The sequence below is a fragment of the Pseudomonas sp. GM74 genome (assembly GCF_000282455.1).
In the GTDB taxonomy this organism is placed as follows: domain Bacteria; phylum Pseudomonadota; class Gammaproteobacteria; order Pseudomonadales; family Pseudomonadaceae; genus Aquipseudomonas.
This window is the reverse complement of record NZ_AKJG01000048.1, coordinates 17233-33227: the sequence shown is the minus strand read 5'-3', so window position 1 is coordinate 33227 and position 15995 is coordinate 17233. Positions and strand designations below refer to the sequence as shown.

General features: G+C 49.5%; 11 protein-coding genes. All 11 read left to right on the top strand.

Features of this window, described 5'->3' with window-relative positions:
* The 11 genes from rfbA to PMI34_RS16810 all read left to right on the top strand — a co-directional run bounded on the left by rfbA (window position 1) and on the right by PMI34_RS16810 (window position 15882).
* Window positions 1–885 carry a glucose-1-phosphate thymidylyltransferase RfbA gene (gene rfbA, locus PMI34_RS16770; RefSeq protein WP_008049166.1) on the top strand — a complete coding sequence of 295 codons (885 nt, stop codon included), beginning with the start codon at window positions 1–3 and terminating at the stop codon, window positions 883–885.
* A complete protein-coding gene (gene rfbC, locus PMI34_RS16775) occupies window positions 885–1430 on the top strand; it encodes a dTDP-4-dehydrorhamnose 3,5-epimerase (protein ID WP_008049165.1) in 546 nt (181 codons plus the stop codon). The genes rfbA and rfbC overlap by 1 nt, the downstream gene beginning before the upstream one ends.
* A complete protein-coding gene (locus PMI34_RS16780; RefSeq protein WP_008049161.1) occupies window positions 1430–2251 on the top strand; it encodes an ABC transporter permease in 822 nt (273 codons plus the stop codon). The genes rfbC and PMI34_RS16780 overlap by 1 nt, the downstream gene beginning before the upstream one ends.
* A gap of 52 nt (window positions 2252–2303) precedes the next feature.
* Window positions 2304–3632 (top strand): ABC transporter ATP-binding protein, encoded by a 1329-nt coding sequence (locus PMI34_RS16785; protein WP_032829586.1) that lies wholly within the window; start codon window positions 2304–2306, stop codon window positions 3630–3632.
* Window positions 3625–7821, top strand: coding sequence for a glycosyltransferase (locus PMI34_RS27695; protein WP_008049158.1), 4197 nt, complete (start codon window positions 3625–3627; stop codon window positions 7819–7821). Before PMI34_RS16785 ends, PMI34_RS27695 begins: the two co-directional genes overlap by 8 nt.
* Before the next feature lie 162 nt (window positions 7822–7983).
* Complete coding sequence (locus PMI34_RS27690; protein WP_008049156.1) at window positions 7984–10248, top strand: acyltransferase family protein; 2265 nt, start codon at window positions 7984–7986, stop codon at window positions 10246–10248.
* A gap of 75 nt (window positions 10249–10323) precedes the next feature.
* Complete coding sequence (locus tag PMI34_RS16790) at window positions 10324–11241, top strand: GDP-mannose 4,6-dehydratase (RefSeq protein WP_008049153.1); 918 nt, start codon at window positions 10324–10326, stop codon at window positions 11239–11241.
* A complete protein-coding gene (gmd, locus tag PMI34_RS16795) occupies window positions 11234–12205 on the top strand; it encodes a GDP-mannose 4,6-dehydratase (RefSeq protein ID WP_008049152.1) in 972 nt (323 codons plus the stop codon). Before PMI34_RS16790 ends, gmd begins: the two co-directional genes overlap by 8 nt.
* A gap of 5 nt (window positions 12206–12210) precedes the next feature.
* Window positions 12211–13650 carry a mannose-1-phosphate guanylyltransferase/mannose-6-phosphate isomerase gene (locus tag PMI34_RS16800; protein WP_008049151.1) on the top strand — a complete coding sequence of 480 codons (1440 nt, stop codon included), beginning with the start codon at window positions 12211–12213 and terminating at the stop codon, window positions 13648–13650.
* Between the two features lie 165 nt (window positions 13651–13815).
* On the top strand, window positions 13816–14220 hold the full coding sequence (locus tag PMI34_RS16805; RefSeq protein ID WP_008049150.1) for a hypothetical protein: 405 nt from the start codon (window positions 13816–13818) through the stop codon (window positions 14218–14220).
* Window positions 14221–14547: 327 nt separating this feature from the next.
* On the top strand, window positions 14548–15882 hold the full coding sequence (locus tag PMI34_RS16810; protein ID WP_008049149.1) for a sulfotransferase family protein: 1335 nt from the start codon (window positions 14548–14550) through the stop codon (window positions 15880–15882).
* Window positions 15883–15995 lie beyond the last annotated feature (113 nt).

The window sequence follows — 15995 nt, the reverse complement described above, 5'->3', positions numbered from 1 at the left end:
ATGTTCAATCGTAAAGGAATCATCCTGGCCGGCGGCTCGGGAACTCGACTGCACCCTGCAACATTGGCGATCTCCAAGCAGTTGCTGCCGGTATACGACAAACCGATGATCTACTACCCGCTGAGCACCCTGATGCTGGCCGGTATCCGCGATATCCTGATCATTTCCACACCGCAAGACACCCCGCGATTCGAGCAACTGCTAGGGGATGGCGCTCGTTGGGGCTTGAACATTTCCTATGCGGTGCAGGCGTCGCCGGATGGCCTGGCGCAGGCATTCATCATCGGTGAGGACTTCATCGGTAACGATCCGTCCGCCTTGGTGCTGGGCGACAACATCTATCACGGCCACCATTTCAACGAACTGTTGCAGAGCGCCATGGAACGGGTCGACGGGGCCAGTGTTTTTGCCTACCACGTCAACGACCCGGAACGTTACGGGGTGGTGGAGTTCGATGCTCAGGGCAAGGCGATCAGCCTGGAAGAGAAGCCGCTCAAGCCAAAATCGAACTACGCCGTGACCGGTCTGTACTTCTACGACAAGCAAGTTGTCGAGATTGCCAAAAGCATCAAGCCGTCGCCCCGTGGCGAACTGGAAATTACTGACCTTAACCGCATTTATCTGGAGCAAGGCAACCTGTCCGTGGAAATCATGGGCCGCGGTTACGCCTGGCTGGACACGGGCACCCACGACTCACTCCTGGAAGCCAGTCACTTCATTGCCACACTTGAGCATCGCCAGGGTCTCAAAGTCGCATGCCCGGAGGAGATTGCCTTCCGCCAGAAGTGGATCGATGCCGAACAGCTCGAAAATCTCGCTGCTCCGCTTTCGAAAAACGGCTATGGCCAATATCTCAAGCGTCTCCTGCAGGAGACGATTTACTGATGAAAGCCACCCCGTTAGCCATCTCCGATGTTGTGCTGTTCGAACCTAAAGTGTTTGGTGACCCGCGCGGGTTCTTCTTTGAAAGTTTCAATCAGCGCGCTTTTGAAGAGGTAGTGGGGCGTTCCGTTCATTTCGTACAGGACAATCACTCTCGCTCAACCAGGGGTGTATTGCGCGGCCTGCACTATCAGGTACAACAGCCCCAGGGGAAACTCGTACGCGTCGTCCAGGGCGAAGTGTTTGATGTGGCCGTTGACATTCGTCGTGACTCCGCGACATTCGGGCAGTGGGTCGGCGCCTATTTGTCCGCGCAAAACAAGCATCAGCTATGGGTGCCCGAAGGTTTCGCCCATGGATTTGTCGTGCTCTCGGACACCGCGGAATTCCTTTACAAGACCACGGACTTCTACGCGCCATCCCATGAGCGGTGCATACGTTGGGATGACCCGGCACTGGGGATCGATTGGCCGATCAATGAGCCCCCGGCACTGTCTGCAAAAGATGCACAGGGTGCTTTGTTGGCGCAAGCTGAGGTGTTTGGTTAATGCAACATTTTTCGACTTCCCCTATAGAAATGGTTGCCAGTTTCTGGCGAAACCGCGCACTGATTGCCGCGCTTACCAAGCGAGAAATATTGGGTCGTTATCGGGGCTCCAGTCTTGGTTTGTTTTGGTCGTTGTTTAACCCGATATTAATGCTTGGGGTTTATACCTTTGTATTCAGCGTTGTCTTCAATGCAAGATGGGGAGGACACGAGGACGGATCTAAAACGGAATATGCCCTGGTGTTGTTTGCCGGTCTGATTGTTTTTAACGTGTTCTCGGAGTGCGTCGGGCGTGCACCAAGCTTGATACTGTCGAATGTGAACTATGTGAAAAAAGTTGTTTTCCCATTAGAGGTTCTTCCTTGGGTGTCGATGGGCGCTGCGCTGTTTCACAGTTTAATTAGTATTGTCGTGTGGCTGGTGTTTTATTCCGTGTTCTTCGGCGTGCCTCATTCAACTGCGTTGTTTATGCCTTTTGTCATGTTGCCTTTATTGATGTTTTCGATGGGGGTCTCTTGGGCTCTGGCTTCGCTGGGAGTGTATTTGCGTGATATTACGCAAGTCATCGGTGTCGTGATTACAATGCTGATGTTTCTCTCGGGAATATTTTATTCCGTTTCGTCATTGCCTGCCGAATACCAACAAATCATGCAGATGAATCCACTTGTGCCAATTATTGAGCAAGCACGGGCTGTGTTGATTTGGGGGCAAGGGCCGAATTACCTGGTATTGCTGAGCTATTCTGCTGGTGCATTGATCTTTTCATGGCTTGGCTTTGCCTGGTTCCAGAAAACGCGAAAGGGATTTGCCGATGTCCTCTGAAGAGAAAATGCAGGCCGGCATCAGTCCTGATGAAACAGCGCTGATTCCCGCTTTGAGCAGTCAGGTAGCCATTCGGGTAAGTAACCTGAGCAAGTGCTTTCAAATTTATGAAAAGCCGAGCGACAGACTGTTGCAGATGTTGGCTCGAGGCTTCAAGAAATATTATCGTGAATTCTGGGCGTTGAAGGATGTTTCGTTCGAGGTCAGAAAGGGCGAGACCGTGGGTATCGTCGGCCGTAATGGCAGTGGTAAATCAACGCTGTTACAAATGATTTGCGGTACATTGAATCCCAGCGGTGGGGATATCAAGGTCAACGGTCGGATCGCAGCGCTTCTGGAGCTTGGTTCAGGTTTTAATCCTGAGTTCACCGGGCGTGAAAATGTTTATATGAACGCCGCTGTACTCGGCCTCACAAAAAAAGAGATTGATGCCCGTTACGCAGAAATCGAAGCGTTTGCCGATATAGGCCAGTTTATCGACCAGCCCGTAAAAACATACTCCAGTGGTATGTCCGTTCGGTTGGCATTTGCCGTGGCTATCAACTCGGATCCTGAAGTGCTTGTCGTTGATGAAGCACTGTCGGTAGGCGATGAATTGTTTCAGCGTAAATGCTATTCGCGGATTGAAAGTATCAAGGCGAAAGGCACGACCATTTTGTTTGTGTCGCACTCTGGCAATATTGTCGTGGAGCTTTGCGATAGGGCAATTCTGATGGACGCTGGAGAGTTGCTATTGGTGGGCGAGCCAAAAGAGATTATCGGTAAATATCAGCAGTTGCTCTATGCGTCACAGGAAAATCGGGCCGATATTCGCTCCAGTATCGCGTTGGCAGCAACTGTTCCTGTATTGAGTGTCGATACGCCTGTGCCGGTACCAGTGAAAGAACCTGAAGACTATTTCGATGCTGGATTGAAGTCCGATTGCATGATTGAAACGGACTCTCAAGGTGCCCTCATTCAGAATCCAGGGATAAAGACGCTGGACGGTCGTCCGGTCAATACGCTGGTGCGTGGTCGAAAATACAAATATGGCTATCAGGTACATTTTTCCAAATCAGCGACGTTGGTCAGGTTTGGTACGGTAATAAAGACAAAGTCAGGTTTCCGACTAGGTGGTGTTTTGTCGGTGCCGTCGCAAGATCTAACTATTCCCTATGTCCGCGCCGGCACAGTAATTGACGTGGAATTTGAGTTTGATTGTATCTTGAGTTCGGGAGTGTACTTCTTTAATGCCGGAACATTTGGTGCGCAGGGGCAGGATGAAACGGTATTGCATCGGTTGATCGATGCGGTGGCATTTCGCGTGCTGCCGATCAAGCAGGACATAGTGACGGAAATCATTGACTTTGGCTTTTCTCCTAGGATTTTGATAAATGAGTAACTTTTTCTCGGGGCTTCTGGTTTCCAGTCCTAATGAAGGCGGTTTGTTTTTAGTCAATGAAAATAAAGTTCATAAGCTGGATGGTACTAGTGCAACGGGCTTGGGGCGTGCCTCCAATCACTTTGTAAGAGGGCTGCAACCTGCCACGTTGTTGATTCACGGCGAGCAGACACGTGAGGTAACCGAGTCGACTGTAAAGTTTCATGATATTCACGACGCGCTTATCGTCGACAATCATATTTATATCGTTGCCACGACAGGGAACGAAATTGTCAAGTTGAACCTTGATGGTGAAGAAGAGCAGCGCTGGGTCTTTCCAGGTGAGAATGATTCGCTGCATATAAACTGTCTCGCTGTATGGGATGGTGCTGTTGTATTTTCTGCGTTCGGAAAATTCGCCGAACATCGAGGCTACAAAGGCCATACCCGGAACTCGGGCTATGTACAAGATTTGAATACCGGGAAGCATTTGATCGCTGGGCTTTCACAACCCCACAGTCTCACTGCGTTTGGTGAGAACCTTCTGATCGCTAACTCTGAAGAGCAAGGGCTTTGTGAATACTCTCCGGCAGGTGAATTGCTCCGCTCCAGGGCGCTGGGAGGATATGCGCGAGGTATCTGCATAAGCGAAAAGTACATTTATGTCGGTCTAAGCAAGTCGCGAAATATCAGTACGAACGGTGTCGAAACGGCAACGCTCCTGTGCCTGGATGTTCACTCGTGGGAGGAGTTGGATCGTATACAGGTTCCTAGCGCCGAGATTTACTCAATTGAACTGATCTCTGATCAGGCCGAGCTATTGAACCTCGTTGCAAAAATTTCGAGTAGTACTGCATCAAGGTACTCAGCCACGATTACTCAGCAGGCAGACCAGATTGGTGACCTCAGCCAGATCCTCGGTGAAAAGGAACGGAATGTCGAGGGGCTGGGTAGAATAGTCGCTGAACGTGAAAAACATATTGAAATACTGAAAGAATCGGTACTGGCTTCTGAAAATCAAATACACCACCTTAGCCAATCCATTGGCGAGCGCGACCAGAGGTTGTCGGAATCGAAGCAGCTCTTGAGTGAGCGAGAGGCGCAGATTCAGACGATCGAGGCTTTAGTGCTGGAGCGCGATGCGAAAGTTATTCATCTGAATCAGATCGTCGAAAGCCGGGAAGCCGAACTGTCGGATCAGAGCGCGATGTTGAAGCAGCGCGATAGCACTATTGCCGAGATCAATGACACGCTACTCAAGCGTGATCTGCATATTGCCAGCCTTGATCAAAGTCTTATCGCTTGGGATAAAAATCTGTTCGACCTGAGCGCAACCAGAGGCGTAGAGCAGGAGCGACTAAGGGTTCTTGAGCGTCTGTTGCTCGAGAAGGAAAACCAGGTTGCGAGTCTTGATCAGAATCTGGTCGAACGTGATATCAGGCTGACGGAACTCAATCAAGCATTGAGCAATGCCCAGGAAAAACTGGCGGAACTCGATGAGTTACTGCTCCAGCAAGATCAGCAAATTGCTAGCCTGGATGCCGAAAGAGACAAGAATCTGTCTGCGTCGAGTGAAGCTCTGATTGAGGAGCAATTGAAGCTCAAAGCGCTCGAAAAATTATTGCTTGAACATGAGGCACATACTGCAAGCCTCATTCAAGCGTTGGCTGAACAAGCTGAGCATCTTTCAGCGTCTAATGAGGCTCGCTCTGTGCGTGATGCCCAAGTTACCAACCTGAATAACCAGATTTCCGCGAGTGCTGAAAAAATTGCGCGCCTCGAACAGAGTGTAGTCGATTGCGGTAAGAGGTTGCTCGATCTGGATATGAAGCTGGTCGACCACGAAGCTCAAAAGGAAGAGGTCGTTCGTCGCGGACAGTGGGCACTGAGGTTGACCGAAGAGCTAAAAGAAGCTCGGGAGCGAATTGCAGAGCTGGAAGGTAGCAGTTCTTGGCGTTTGACTTTGCCACTTCGCGAAATTAGCCGTTGGGTGTTTTCGCCGATCAAACAGATCAAGCGTTACATCAAGTTTTTGCTCAGGAACGTTAAGCGGGTATATCAGAAATTACCGTTTAGCCCGAAAACCAGGGCGTCACATAGAAATTTATTGATTAATAAATTTCCGTCCGTGATTGCGGCGGCAGATGTTCAGGTTGAATACAAGCAGCTCTCGATCGAGCCTTCGACATTGAATGAAGATTTCGCCGAATGCGCAGAAGGTTCGTTCGGCGAAATAAGCATCGAGACCTCGTTGCAGCCGCTCGTCTCTATCATTGTACCTATCTACGGTAAGTGTGATTACACGCTGCGCTGCCTGGCTTCTGTAGCGGAAAACACCACTGGAATTCCTTTTGAAGTCATCGTTGTCGACGATTGCTCGCCGGATAACTCCGTTGAGCTGCTTAAGGCAGTGAACGGAATCCGCCTGGTTTGCAACGAAGTTAATCAGGGCTTTATTCGCTCTTGCAATAATGGTGCACTTGCAGCGAAAGGAAAGTATTTGTGTTTCCTGAACAACGATACAAAAGTGTTGCCTCGCTGGCTCGATGAGCTGCTCAGGACTTTCCAGGAGTTCCCTGGCACCGGACTGGCAGGTTCGAAGCTTATTTACCCAGATGGTACTCTGCAAGAAGCCGGTGGGATAATCTGGCAAGATGGCAGTGCGTGGAATTTTGGTAGAAACCAGAATCCGGACTTGCCTGTCTATAACTATGCGCGTGAAGTTGATTACTGCTCAGGTGCTTCGATTCTAGTCCCGAAAGATCTATTCGAAGAGTTGGGCGGTTTTGATGAGCATTATTTGCCAGCCTATTGTGAAGATGCCGATCTGGCTCTGAAGATCAGGGATCGGGGCTATCGCGTTATCTATCAACCGCTTTCAGTCGTAGTGCATTATGAGGGTGTGACTTCGGGGCGAGATGAAACCCAGGGAGCCAAGTCTTATCAGGTTGTGAACATGCAAAAAATGTTCGCTCGCTGGAAGGCTCGCTTGCAGACCTATCAAAAGAACGGGCAAAACCTTGATCTTGCAAAGGATCGTATGGCCACTCGACGGGTTTTGATTCTGGATCACTGCACTCCAACGCCCAATGAGGATGCTGGCTCGGTATTGGCTTTTAATACGTTCCTGTTGCTGCGAGAAATGGGTTTCCAGGTAACGTTTATTCCGGAAGATAACTTCCTGTATATGCCGGGCTACACTGAGGCCCTGCAACGAGTAGGCATCGAAGTGCTTTACAGGCCTTATGTTAAGACTGTTGAAGAGCATTTGCTGGAAGCCAAGGATCGTTATGATCTTGTTTACCTGTTGCGCCCTAAAGTAGTTGAACGAAATCTGGACCTGGTTCGCAAGCACTGCCCCCGTGCCAAGGTCTTGTATCATACGGTAGACCTGCATTTCCTGAGAATGGAGCGCGAGGCCACGTTGCTTGATGATCCGGCAAAGGCCAGTGCAGCGAAAGACATGAAGGAAGTGGAGTTCTCGGCGATCAAGGGAGCGGATGCTGCAATTGTGGTCAGCACAAATGAACTTGAATTATTGCGCCCTCAACTGCCGAATGAAAAAATCCATTTGTTCCCTTTGATCATGGACGTCACAGGTACTGAAGTAGGCTACAAGGCTAGACGCGACATCCTGTTTGTTGGCGGTTATCAGCACACTCCGAACGTCGATGCCGTTCAGTATTTTGTAGCCGAGGTCATGCCGTTTTTGCGAGAGCGATTGCCAGGTGTGCGCTTCTACGCGGTTGGCAGTAAGCCGCCGGCAGAAATTTTGGCGCTCGAAAGTGAAGACGTAATCATCACCGGTTTTGTTGAAGATTTGCCACCACTGCTGGACAAGATGCGGGTGTCCGTCGCACCTCTGCGCTACGGTGCCGGCATCAAGGGCAAAATCGGTACATCGATGGCTCACGGGTTGCCAGTTGTAGCTACATCATTGGCGGCTGAGGGAATGTTGCTGACGGCCGATAAAAATATTCTTGTGGCCGACGATGCTCAAGCTTTCGCCGAAGCAATTGTACGGGTTTATGAAAATGAATCGCTTTGGGATGAATTGAGTGAGTCGGGGCAACGCTTCGCACTGCAGGAATGGGGAGTAGAAGCCGCGTGGGTATCACTAAGCAATATTCTTAATGATATCGGATTTAGCACAACCCGCTCCCAGCTGCCACTGAGTTCGTACTCGTTCGCCGAGAAAAACTTGGCATAAAGTAGATCTTTTTACGCCGCTTGGTCGATGTTTGAGTTGTTGGGACTGAACAGCTCAAACATTGAAGCCAGTGGCGAGCTCTGTAGAGGCAGCCTGTAGTGAAGTGCAGGTTTATTGGAAGGACGAGCTGTTGTTTGGCTTATTGGCAGTGGGTAGGGATTGATGCGTAGTTTGAATTCTATAAGTGATGCCTATCGACCAGATATTGATGGTTTGCGAGCGGTCGCTGTCTTGTCCGTAGTGCTCTATCATGCGGGGCTTAATGCTTTCAGTGGCGGCTTTGTAGGCGTCGATATATTTTTTGTCATTAGTGGTTTTTTGATCACTCGACTTCTTTTGAACGAAATTGAAGAAAATGGCAAGCTGGATTTCGGACGGTTTTATCTGCGTCGTGCCAGGCGGTTATTGCCGGCCTTCTTTTTTACCCTGACCTGTTCCGGTTTTTTCGCAATTCTTGTGTTTTCTCCTCAACTGTTGGAAAGCTTTGGTGGTTCGCTGGTCAACGCTGTTTTTTCGATTTCCAATATCTATTTTTTTTCCAATAGTGGTTACTTTGATACGGACTCTGCACTGAAGCCGTTGCTGCATACATGGTCGCTAGGGGTTGAAGAGCAGTTTTACGTGCTCTGGCCAATATTTCTTTGCCTGTTGGCTCCGCGAAAATGGCTAGCACCTGTTGCGGTAGTCGCGGTGGGCTTGGTCAGCCTTTATTTCGCACAATCGATGTTGGCGAAGCAGCCTGACGCTGTGTTTTTTTTGATGCCTTTTAGAGTGTTTGAGTTTTCAATTGGGGCTATAACGGTCTGGTTGTTGCGGGTTCAGATAAAGAACAAGATTGCTTTGGAGTTTTTGTTCTGTGGTGGGATTGCTTTATTAATATATTCGATTTTTTTCTATAGTGAGAAAACACAGTTTCCTGGTGTTAATGCATTGCTTCCGTGTGTTGGCGCGGCACTGTGTATTTATGCAGGTAATGTGAGTGTTGCGGGCAAATTGCTGAGTAATAGATTGTTCGTGGCAATTGGTTTGATCAGCTATTCGTTGTACTTGGCCCATTGGCCAGTCATTGTATTTTATAAATATTGTTTCGGTGGCTCTGCAGTGTCTGTATTGGAAGCCTGTGTGCTTACAGTCGCTTCATTTGCCATAGCGATATTTATGTATTATTGCATCGAAAAGCCATTCAGACGAGGCGGTGCAACCAATTCGAGCTTTTTAACAGGCGGTGCGTTCGTTGCGCTTTCGATCAGTTTTTTGGCAGTTTCAATGTGGGCGCAAGAAGGCTGGGGATGGCGTGACTGGGCTACTTCGGGCAGCATTTCCAGTGAGATTGTCAAAAACGGTAAACAAGAGCGATTTAAAATCAGGCAGGAAATTTGCGTTCGTAAAGGCTGGGCTGAATGCGATAACCTGATTCCGGGGCGAGTCAATGCGCTGATCCTGGGTGATAGCCATGCAATTGATGCATTGAATGCTTTTGAAAGGATATATCCGGATCACAGTTTCGTGATGTCGGAGTTGGGTGGGTGTCCGCCTTATCGCGATATAGAAAAAATTACGCAGCCTAATTATCCTAGTCGTGAAAGTTGTAAGAAGCTGAATGCCAGCAGGTTTGATGTCGAATATTTGAAAAAGTTTGATTATATTGTAATCAATCTTCTTTTTACTTGGTATACACCTGAGTATTTGCGTGAGTATCTTGATTTTCTCAAAGAGAATGAAATCAAGAAGGTTGTCGTCATTGGTGACTACCTGGTTATGAAAAAAGATATGTACGAACTACTCAATGACTATGGTTTCAATTCCAAGGCGCTGTCGGAGTGGGTCGACAAAGATAATAACGTCGAAACGGTATTGAAGTCGGAAGTGAGTGGGGGCGGTTATTTTTACTTGAGTAAGCGGGCAGCACTTTGCAAGGGTGATGTTTGCGAAATATTTGATAGTAATAAGGTTCCATATACTTACGATAAAGATCACTTGTCCTATGAGTTTGCTGCACGACTTGCTATCGGCGAAAAAGACTCTCTAGATCAATATTTGGGGTTTAACGGAAATCGCGAGGCCGGAACGTTAAATGTTGCTGCTAAAACAGTTGCGACTGTGGTGAGGTCCGACTTGCGGAGCGTGCATCCGGCAAAAGCCTCGATGATATCGTTAATCCCGGCATCTATAAGCTCATGTCCGGGCGCTGCAACGGTCAAGGTGCGGTGGGATGTCCATGGTCAAAGTGGTGTCAGCCAAACGGCTGAGGTCTGGGTAAGGGATGTCAATGGCAAGGAAAAGTTATTTTTTTCCGGGCATAATGCGGGAGAGAGGAATACGGGGGCTTGGGCTCGCCCTGGCATCTTGTTTACGCTAAAAGATGCAAGTAATGGGGCTGTCTTGGATAGTGTCGAGTTAGAGGGGCAAACCTGTGTCAGGTCTTGAATATGCCCAGAACTTTTGCGTGTGCATTGTGCCGCGTTCAAAGCGCATGAGGTCACTAAATGTGAAAACTCCAACATGAAAAAACTTCTTGTTACAGGTTTGACCGGCTTTGTCGGCGGGCATCTTCAAGCGCTGTTAGCGACAACTGAAGTTGGATCGTGGCAGGTACTTGCACCTAAGCCTTATAATCTGCTGGATAGTGCTTCTCTGGATGCCTGGCTGCAGGAGGAGTGTCCCGATGCTGTTGTTCACCTGGCCGGACAGACCTTCGTTCCTGAGGCATTTCGTGATCCGCAGCGGACACTGCAGATTAATTTGCTGGGTACGTTGAACTTGCTGCAAGCGCTCAAGCGCCGCGGCTTTTGCGGCACGTTTCTATATGTGAGTTCGGGTGACGTTTATGGTCAGGTCGAGGAAAAGGATCTGCCGATCAGTGAGTGCCTGGCACCACGCCCGCGTAATCCCTATGCAGTGAGCAAGGTGGCTGCCGAACTGCTTTGCCAGCAGTGGAGTTATAGCGAACCTTGGCGAATTGTTATTGCCCGTCCGTTTAACCATATCGGTCCGGGGCAGAGTGAATCTTTCGTTATACCAAGTATGGCGCGCCAACTGATTCGTGTGCGCCAAGGCTTGCAGCCGGCCCAATTGGAGGTCGGTGATGTTGATGTAACCCGTGACTTTCTCGATGTTCGTGATGTGCTACAGGCCTATCTGGGGTTGTTGGAACATGGACGTAACGGTGAAATTTACAACGTCTGCTCGGGAGTGGAGTGGCGAGTACGCGATCTGATCATGCAAATGGCTGGTTTGACCGGAGTTGAGGTTGAACTGGTACAGGATGCAAGTCGATTGCGTTTGTCTGAACAGCGCAGAGTCGTTGGCTGTTCAAACAAATTACAAAAAGAAACTGGGTGGAAGCCTGGAGTGTCAATCACGAAAACTCTTCAGAGTGTGCTCTCTGAATGGGAAGCAAGAGAACTTAAAAATGTCTAAATCTGCATTGATTACTGGTGTTACCGGACAGGACGGCGCTTACCTGGCCAAGATGTTGCTCGAAAAGGGTTACGAGGTTCACGGTCTCGTGGCAAGACGTAGTAGCGATACGCGCTGGCGGTTGCGTGAGCTGGGCGTTGAGGATCAGATTCGTTATCACGAAGGCGATCTGGCCGACGCCTGTTCGATTCAGCGTGCCGTAATCAAATCCAAGCCAGACGAAATCTATAACCTTGGCGCTCAGAGCTTTGTCGGTAGCTCTTGGGACCAACCGGTAACAACGGCTGTTGTAGATGGTCTGGGCGTTACGCATTTGCTTGAGGCCATTCGCCAGTTTTCACCGCAGACGCGTTTTTACCAGGCATCGACCAGCGAGATGTTTGGTTTGATTCAGGCCGAACGCCAGGACGAGAATACTCCGTTCTATCCGCGTAGCCCCTATGGCGTGGCCAAGCTTTATGGCCACTGGATTACCGTTAACTATCGTGAAAGCTTTGGCCTGCACGCGTCCAGCGGGATCCTGTTCAACCATGAGTCGCCACTGCGCGGCATTGAATTTGTCACCCGAAAGGTTACTGATGCTGTCGCGCGGATCTCGCTGGGCAAGCAGAAAGAACTGCGACTGGGCAATATCGACGCTAAGCGTGACTGGGGCTTTGCCGGTGATTACGTCGAAGCCATGTGGTTGATGTTGCAACAAGAACAAGCCGACGATTACGTGGTAGCCACCGGTGTAACCACCACAGTACGTGATATGTGCAAACTGGCCTTCGAGCATGTTGGTTTGAACTATCAGGATTATGTTGTCATTGATCCGCAATTTTTCCGCCCTGCCGAGGTTGAAGTGTTGTTGGGCAATCCAGGCAAGGCCGAGCAGAAACTTGGCTGGGCACCAAAGACCAGTTTGAACACTTTGATCCAGATGATGGTTGAAGCTGACCTGCGCCGCGTTGGTAGGGAGTAAGTCCCATGATTATCCCCGTCATTCTTTCCGGTGGCGCCGGCACCCGTTTGTGGCCCGTGTCGCGCGAGGATCATCCGAAACCCTTTATGCGTTTACCGGGTGGCCAGACGCTGCTCGAGAAAACCTACCTGCGCGCCGCCAGTTTGATTGCCGAGGGTGGTGAAATTGTTACGGTGACCAACCGTGAACACTACTTCGAGAGCCGTGATCATTTCACCAGTACCAAGCTTGGCCATCACCAGGCGCGTTTTCTGCTGGAGCCTCAAGGCCGCAATACCGCATCGGCACTTGCCGTGGCTGCTTTGGTACTGGCCGAAGAGCAGGGTGACGATGCGGTAATGGTGGTAATGGCTGCCGATCACCTGATTCATGATTTACCCGGGTTCAAGGCTGCTACCGAGCAAGCCGTAGCATTGGCTCGACAAGGCTATCTGGTCACCTACGGAATTCGCCCTACCGCGCCAGAAACCGGCTTTGGTTACATCGAGGCTGGAGAGGGACTGGATGAAAGTGGTGGTTGTCGAGTACTGCGTTTCGTCGAGAAGCCTGATCAGGTCACTGCGCAAGAGTATCTTGATAGTGGCTGTTTTCTCTGGAACTCGGGGATGTTCTGCTTCACCACCGGGGGACTGATCAGCCAATTGCAAGAGCATGCGCCTGAGCTGCTCGAGCTGGCCCGTGCTTGTGTCGCGCAAAGCCCGCGTTCGACGGGAGCCAATTCGCAAATGCACGAGTTGCACGCGCAAAGTTTTGCGGCCATGCCTGATATTTCCATCGACTATGCGTTGATGGAACGTTCAGCCAAGGTAGCGGTGGTTCCAGGGATATTCGACTGGAACGACATTGGCTCATGGACCGCACTTCGCGATCTGGTGGAGTCTGACGCAGAGCAAAACCGTGCTCAATGCGATGCAATCTTTATCGATAGTCGCAACACTTTTGTACAGAGCCAAGGGCGCCTGGTTGCAACTGTCGGTGTAGACAATCTGATCGTGGTGGAGACTGCTGACGCCGTGCTCGTTGCACATGCCGATCGGGCGCAAGAGGTAAGACAGGTTGCCAAGCGTCTGAAGTTGCAGAACCATCAGGCTTATCGCCTGCATCGTACAGTGTCTCGTCCCTGGGGCACTTATACCGTGCTCGAGGAGGGTCCGCGCTTCAAGATCAAGCGCATCGTGGTTAAACCCGGCGCAGCACTGTCACTGCAAATGCATCACCACCGCAGTGAGCACTGGATCGTAGTGCAGGGTATGGCCAAGGTAGTCAATGGCGGCGAAACTCGATTGATCAATACCAATGAGTCGACATTTATTCCTGCGGGGCACCAACATCGCCTGGAAAATCCTGGCGTTATTGATCTGATGATGATCGAAGTGCAAAGCGGTGAGTATCTGGGTGAAGACGATATTGTGCGTTTCGAAGACCAATACGGGCGGGTTCAGTAATGGTGGATGGATTCTTGACTGCTCCTGTGGCAACGAATCCGTCAACGCCAACCCGGATGATTTTTCGGCTTTCGTGGGAAGTGCAAAGCCGGCTAAGCAATTCTGGAAGTGCTCGCAATAGTAAGTTTTTATTGAAGTTATTATTATTAATTAAAGAGGTGATTTGTGCGCGTAAAAATTCTAGTACTCTCAGTCCTGACATTGGCTTTGGTTGCATGCGGTGGGGATAATGTCCCGAAAAAGACAGAGGTCGCCAGGGCCGAAATAAAAGAGGGCCAGAATTTTGGTGTCATCAAAGTGACTCGTGACTCTTCTGTCGAGCTGAGCTGTTCCGGCTCTGTTGTCAATGTCGCGTGGGATGCCAATAAGCCAGGTGTCGAGCAAAAAAACGCAGAAATACAAATTTGGATTGAGCCAAATGTCGGCGAGCCGATACTCTTCGTAGAAGGTGGGTTGGCAGGTGAAGCCAAAACCGGCAATTGGGTGAATCCTGGGGTTAAGTTCGTTGCTAAATTGAAGAAAGATAATTCAATTGTGGATGAGTTTATTGTCGCAGGTAAGAAGTGCTAATTTTTGCGGTTTGAGCACTTAGCATGTTTCATGTTTTGGGTTTGGGGGCTGCGCCTTTGTAAGAGTAATCGGCGCAGCTGCCGGGCTTTATGTTTTGCATGAGATGTTTTTTGTGAGTAGCGCAAAAAACAGATAAGAAAAATGCAGTTTTGGCTGTTGCGATGCCACGAAGAGGTCGCCATGGAAATGCCATAAGATGCTGTAAGGCGCATTGGGTTTTCACTGGTTTAGTGACTTCGAGATGTTGACGGATTTTACATGGTGATGTCGCGATTGCTGTTTGTAAGTTTAAAATTTTCCCTGTTTTCAGGGGCTCGGGAGTAGTAAATGAGTGTTCAACCAATATTTGTTATCGGTAGTTATCGCTCCGCAACAAGTCTGATGGGATGGGTGTTAGGGCAGCATACTAATATCTTTCCTTTGGAAGAGACTCATTATATTTATAAAATGAGTACTGATGCGGCAGCACAGTATGATCTCGGGACAAAAGGCCTGACTCGTTCGTTTCTTTTGTCGGCTAACATCTCGCGCAGGTCTTATTGTATTGCGGCCGGGGTTTCCTGCAATGATTTGATCCTCAAGTCTCGTAGCAATATTGTTGAAAATGCTGCACAGCCGCAACATGCAGCGGACGCTTCCGAGTTTGTCAAGTTTTCCACCAGCCCCGACAAGAAGCGCTGGTTGGATGCGACACCAGAAAATGCGCATTTTGTGTACTCGTTGTTGCGTATGTTTCCCAATGCAAAATTCATCCATGTATTGCGCAATCCTAAGCTGGTGGCAAGCTCTCTGATGAACTTCAGTGGTGTAGGCGCCAATGACTATGAAGAGGAAAACGCCTACAATACCTGGACGCGTCTGGTGACTGCATGCCAACTTGCAGAGAAAGCTTTCGGCGCCGACGTCGTAAAGCGAATTTATTATGATGATATTGTTGCGAATCCGGAACAGGTCGTCAGGGAGTGTCTCGAATTTGTTGGTGAAGACTATCAGGCCGATTGCCTGGGCCCATTTTCGGTCAAGGTGAACTCGTCCAGACATAAGCAGCCAATGGATATTTCCATCGAAGGAAATATTAACGATTCCAAGCCTTATGTTAGAAAGGCTTTTTCACTCTATCAGCAGTTACTGCAAGATAAAGATATAGCGCCCAATGGGGATCTGGGAGCGCTGCGTCTGTGCAAGTCTCAAGACGCTGAGTATATTTTTTCACGGAGTCAGCAGGGTATCGAAGTTTGCACGGGTAATGTAGCCCGCCTATATGCCGAAAACCAGCGGCTGAAAGCTGAGAGTGCACAACTTAAATCTGATTTGATGCGGGCGAGCCTGGAGGTTATTGATTGGGGGCCAAAAGAGATTTATGCAGGGCAACCTTTCAATACTCAAGAGAATGGAGCTTCAGCTCTTTGGCTTAAGGTTCGTGGCATTTTAGATGATGTCCTGGTCGAGCTAGGTGGAAATGTATTGCCTGCGGTATTGTCCAAGGACTTCAGTGTAATCACTCTCGAAGTGCTCCCCAGCTTGACCTGTACGCCTTGTAGTATGCCGTTGGTATTGAAAAGTAAAGCAAGTGGCGACATTATCGGCGGTATTGAGTTATCAGTTTTGCCGGTTGCCGAAGATGAGGATCGTGCGTTCGAAAACCTGGAAGTGGCGACGTGACAAGAGGGGGTTTCATGGGATTCCTCCCATAGAAATTACTGCGCGCTTTTCGTCGACAGTTGCGTCAAGTTTCCAAAGGAGTTTTTAAACCAGATGGAGTAGGTGCCATGGAA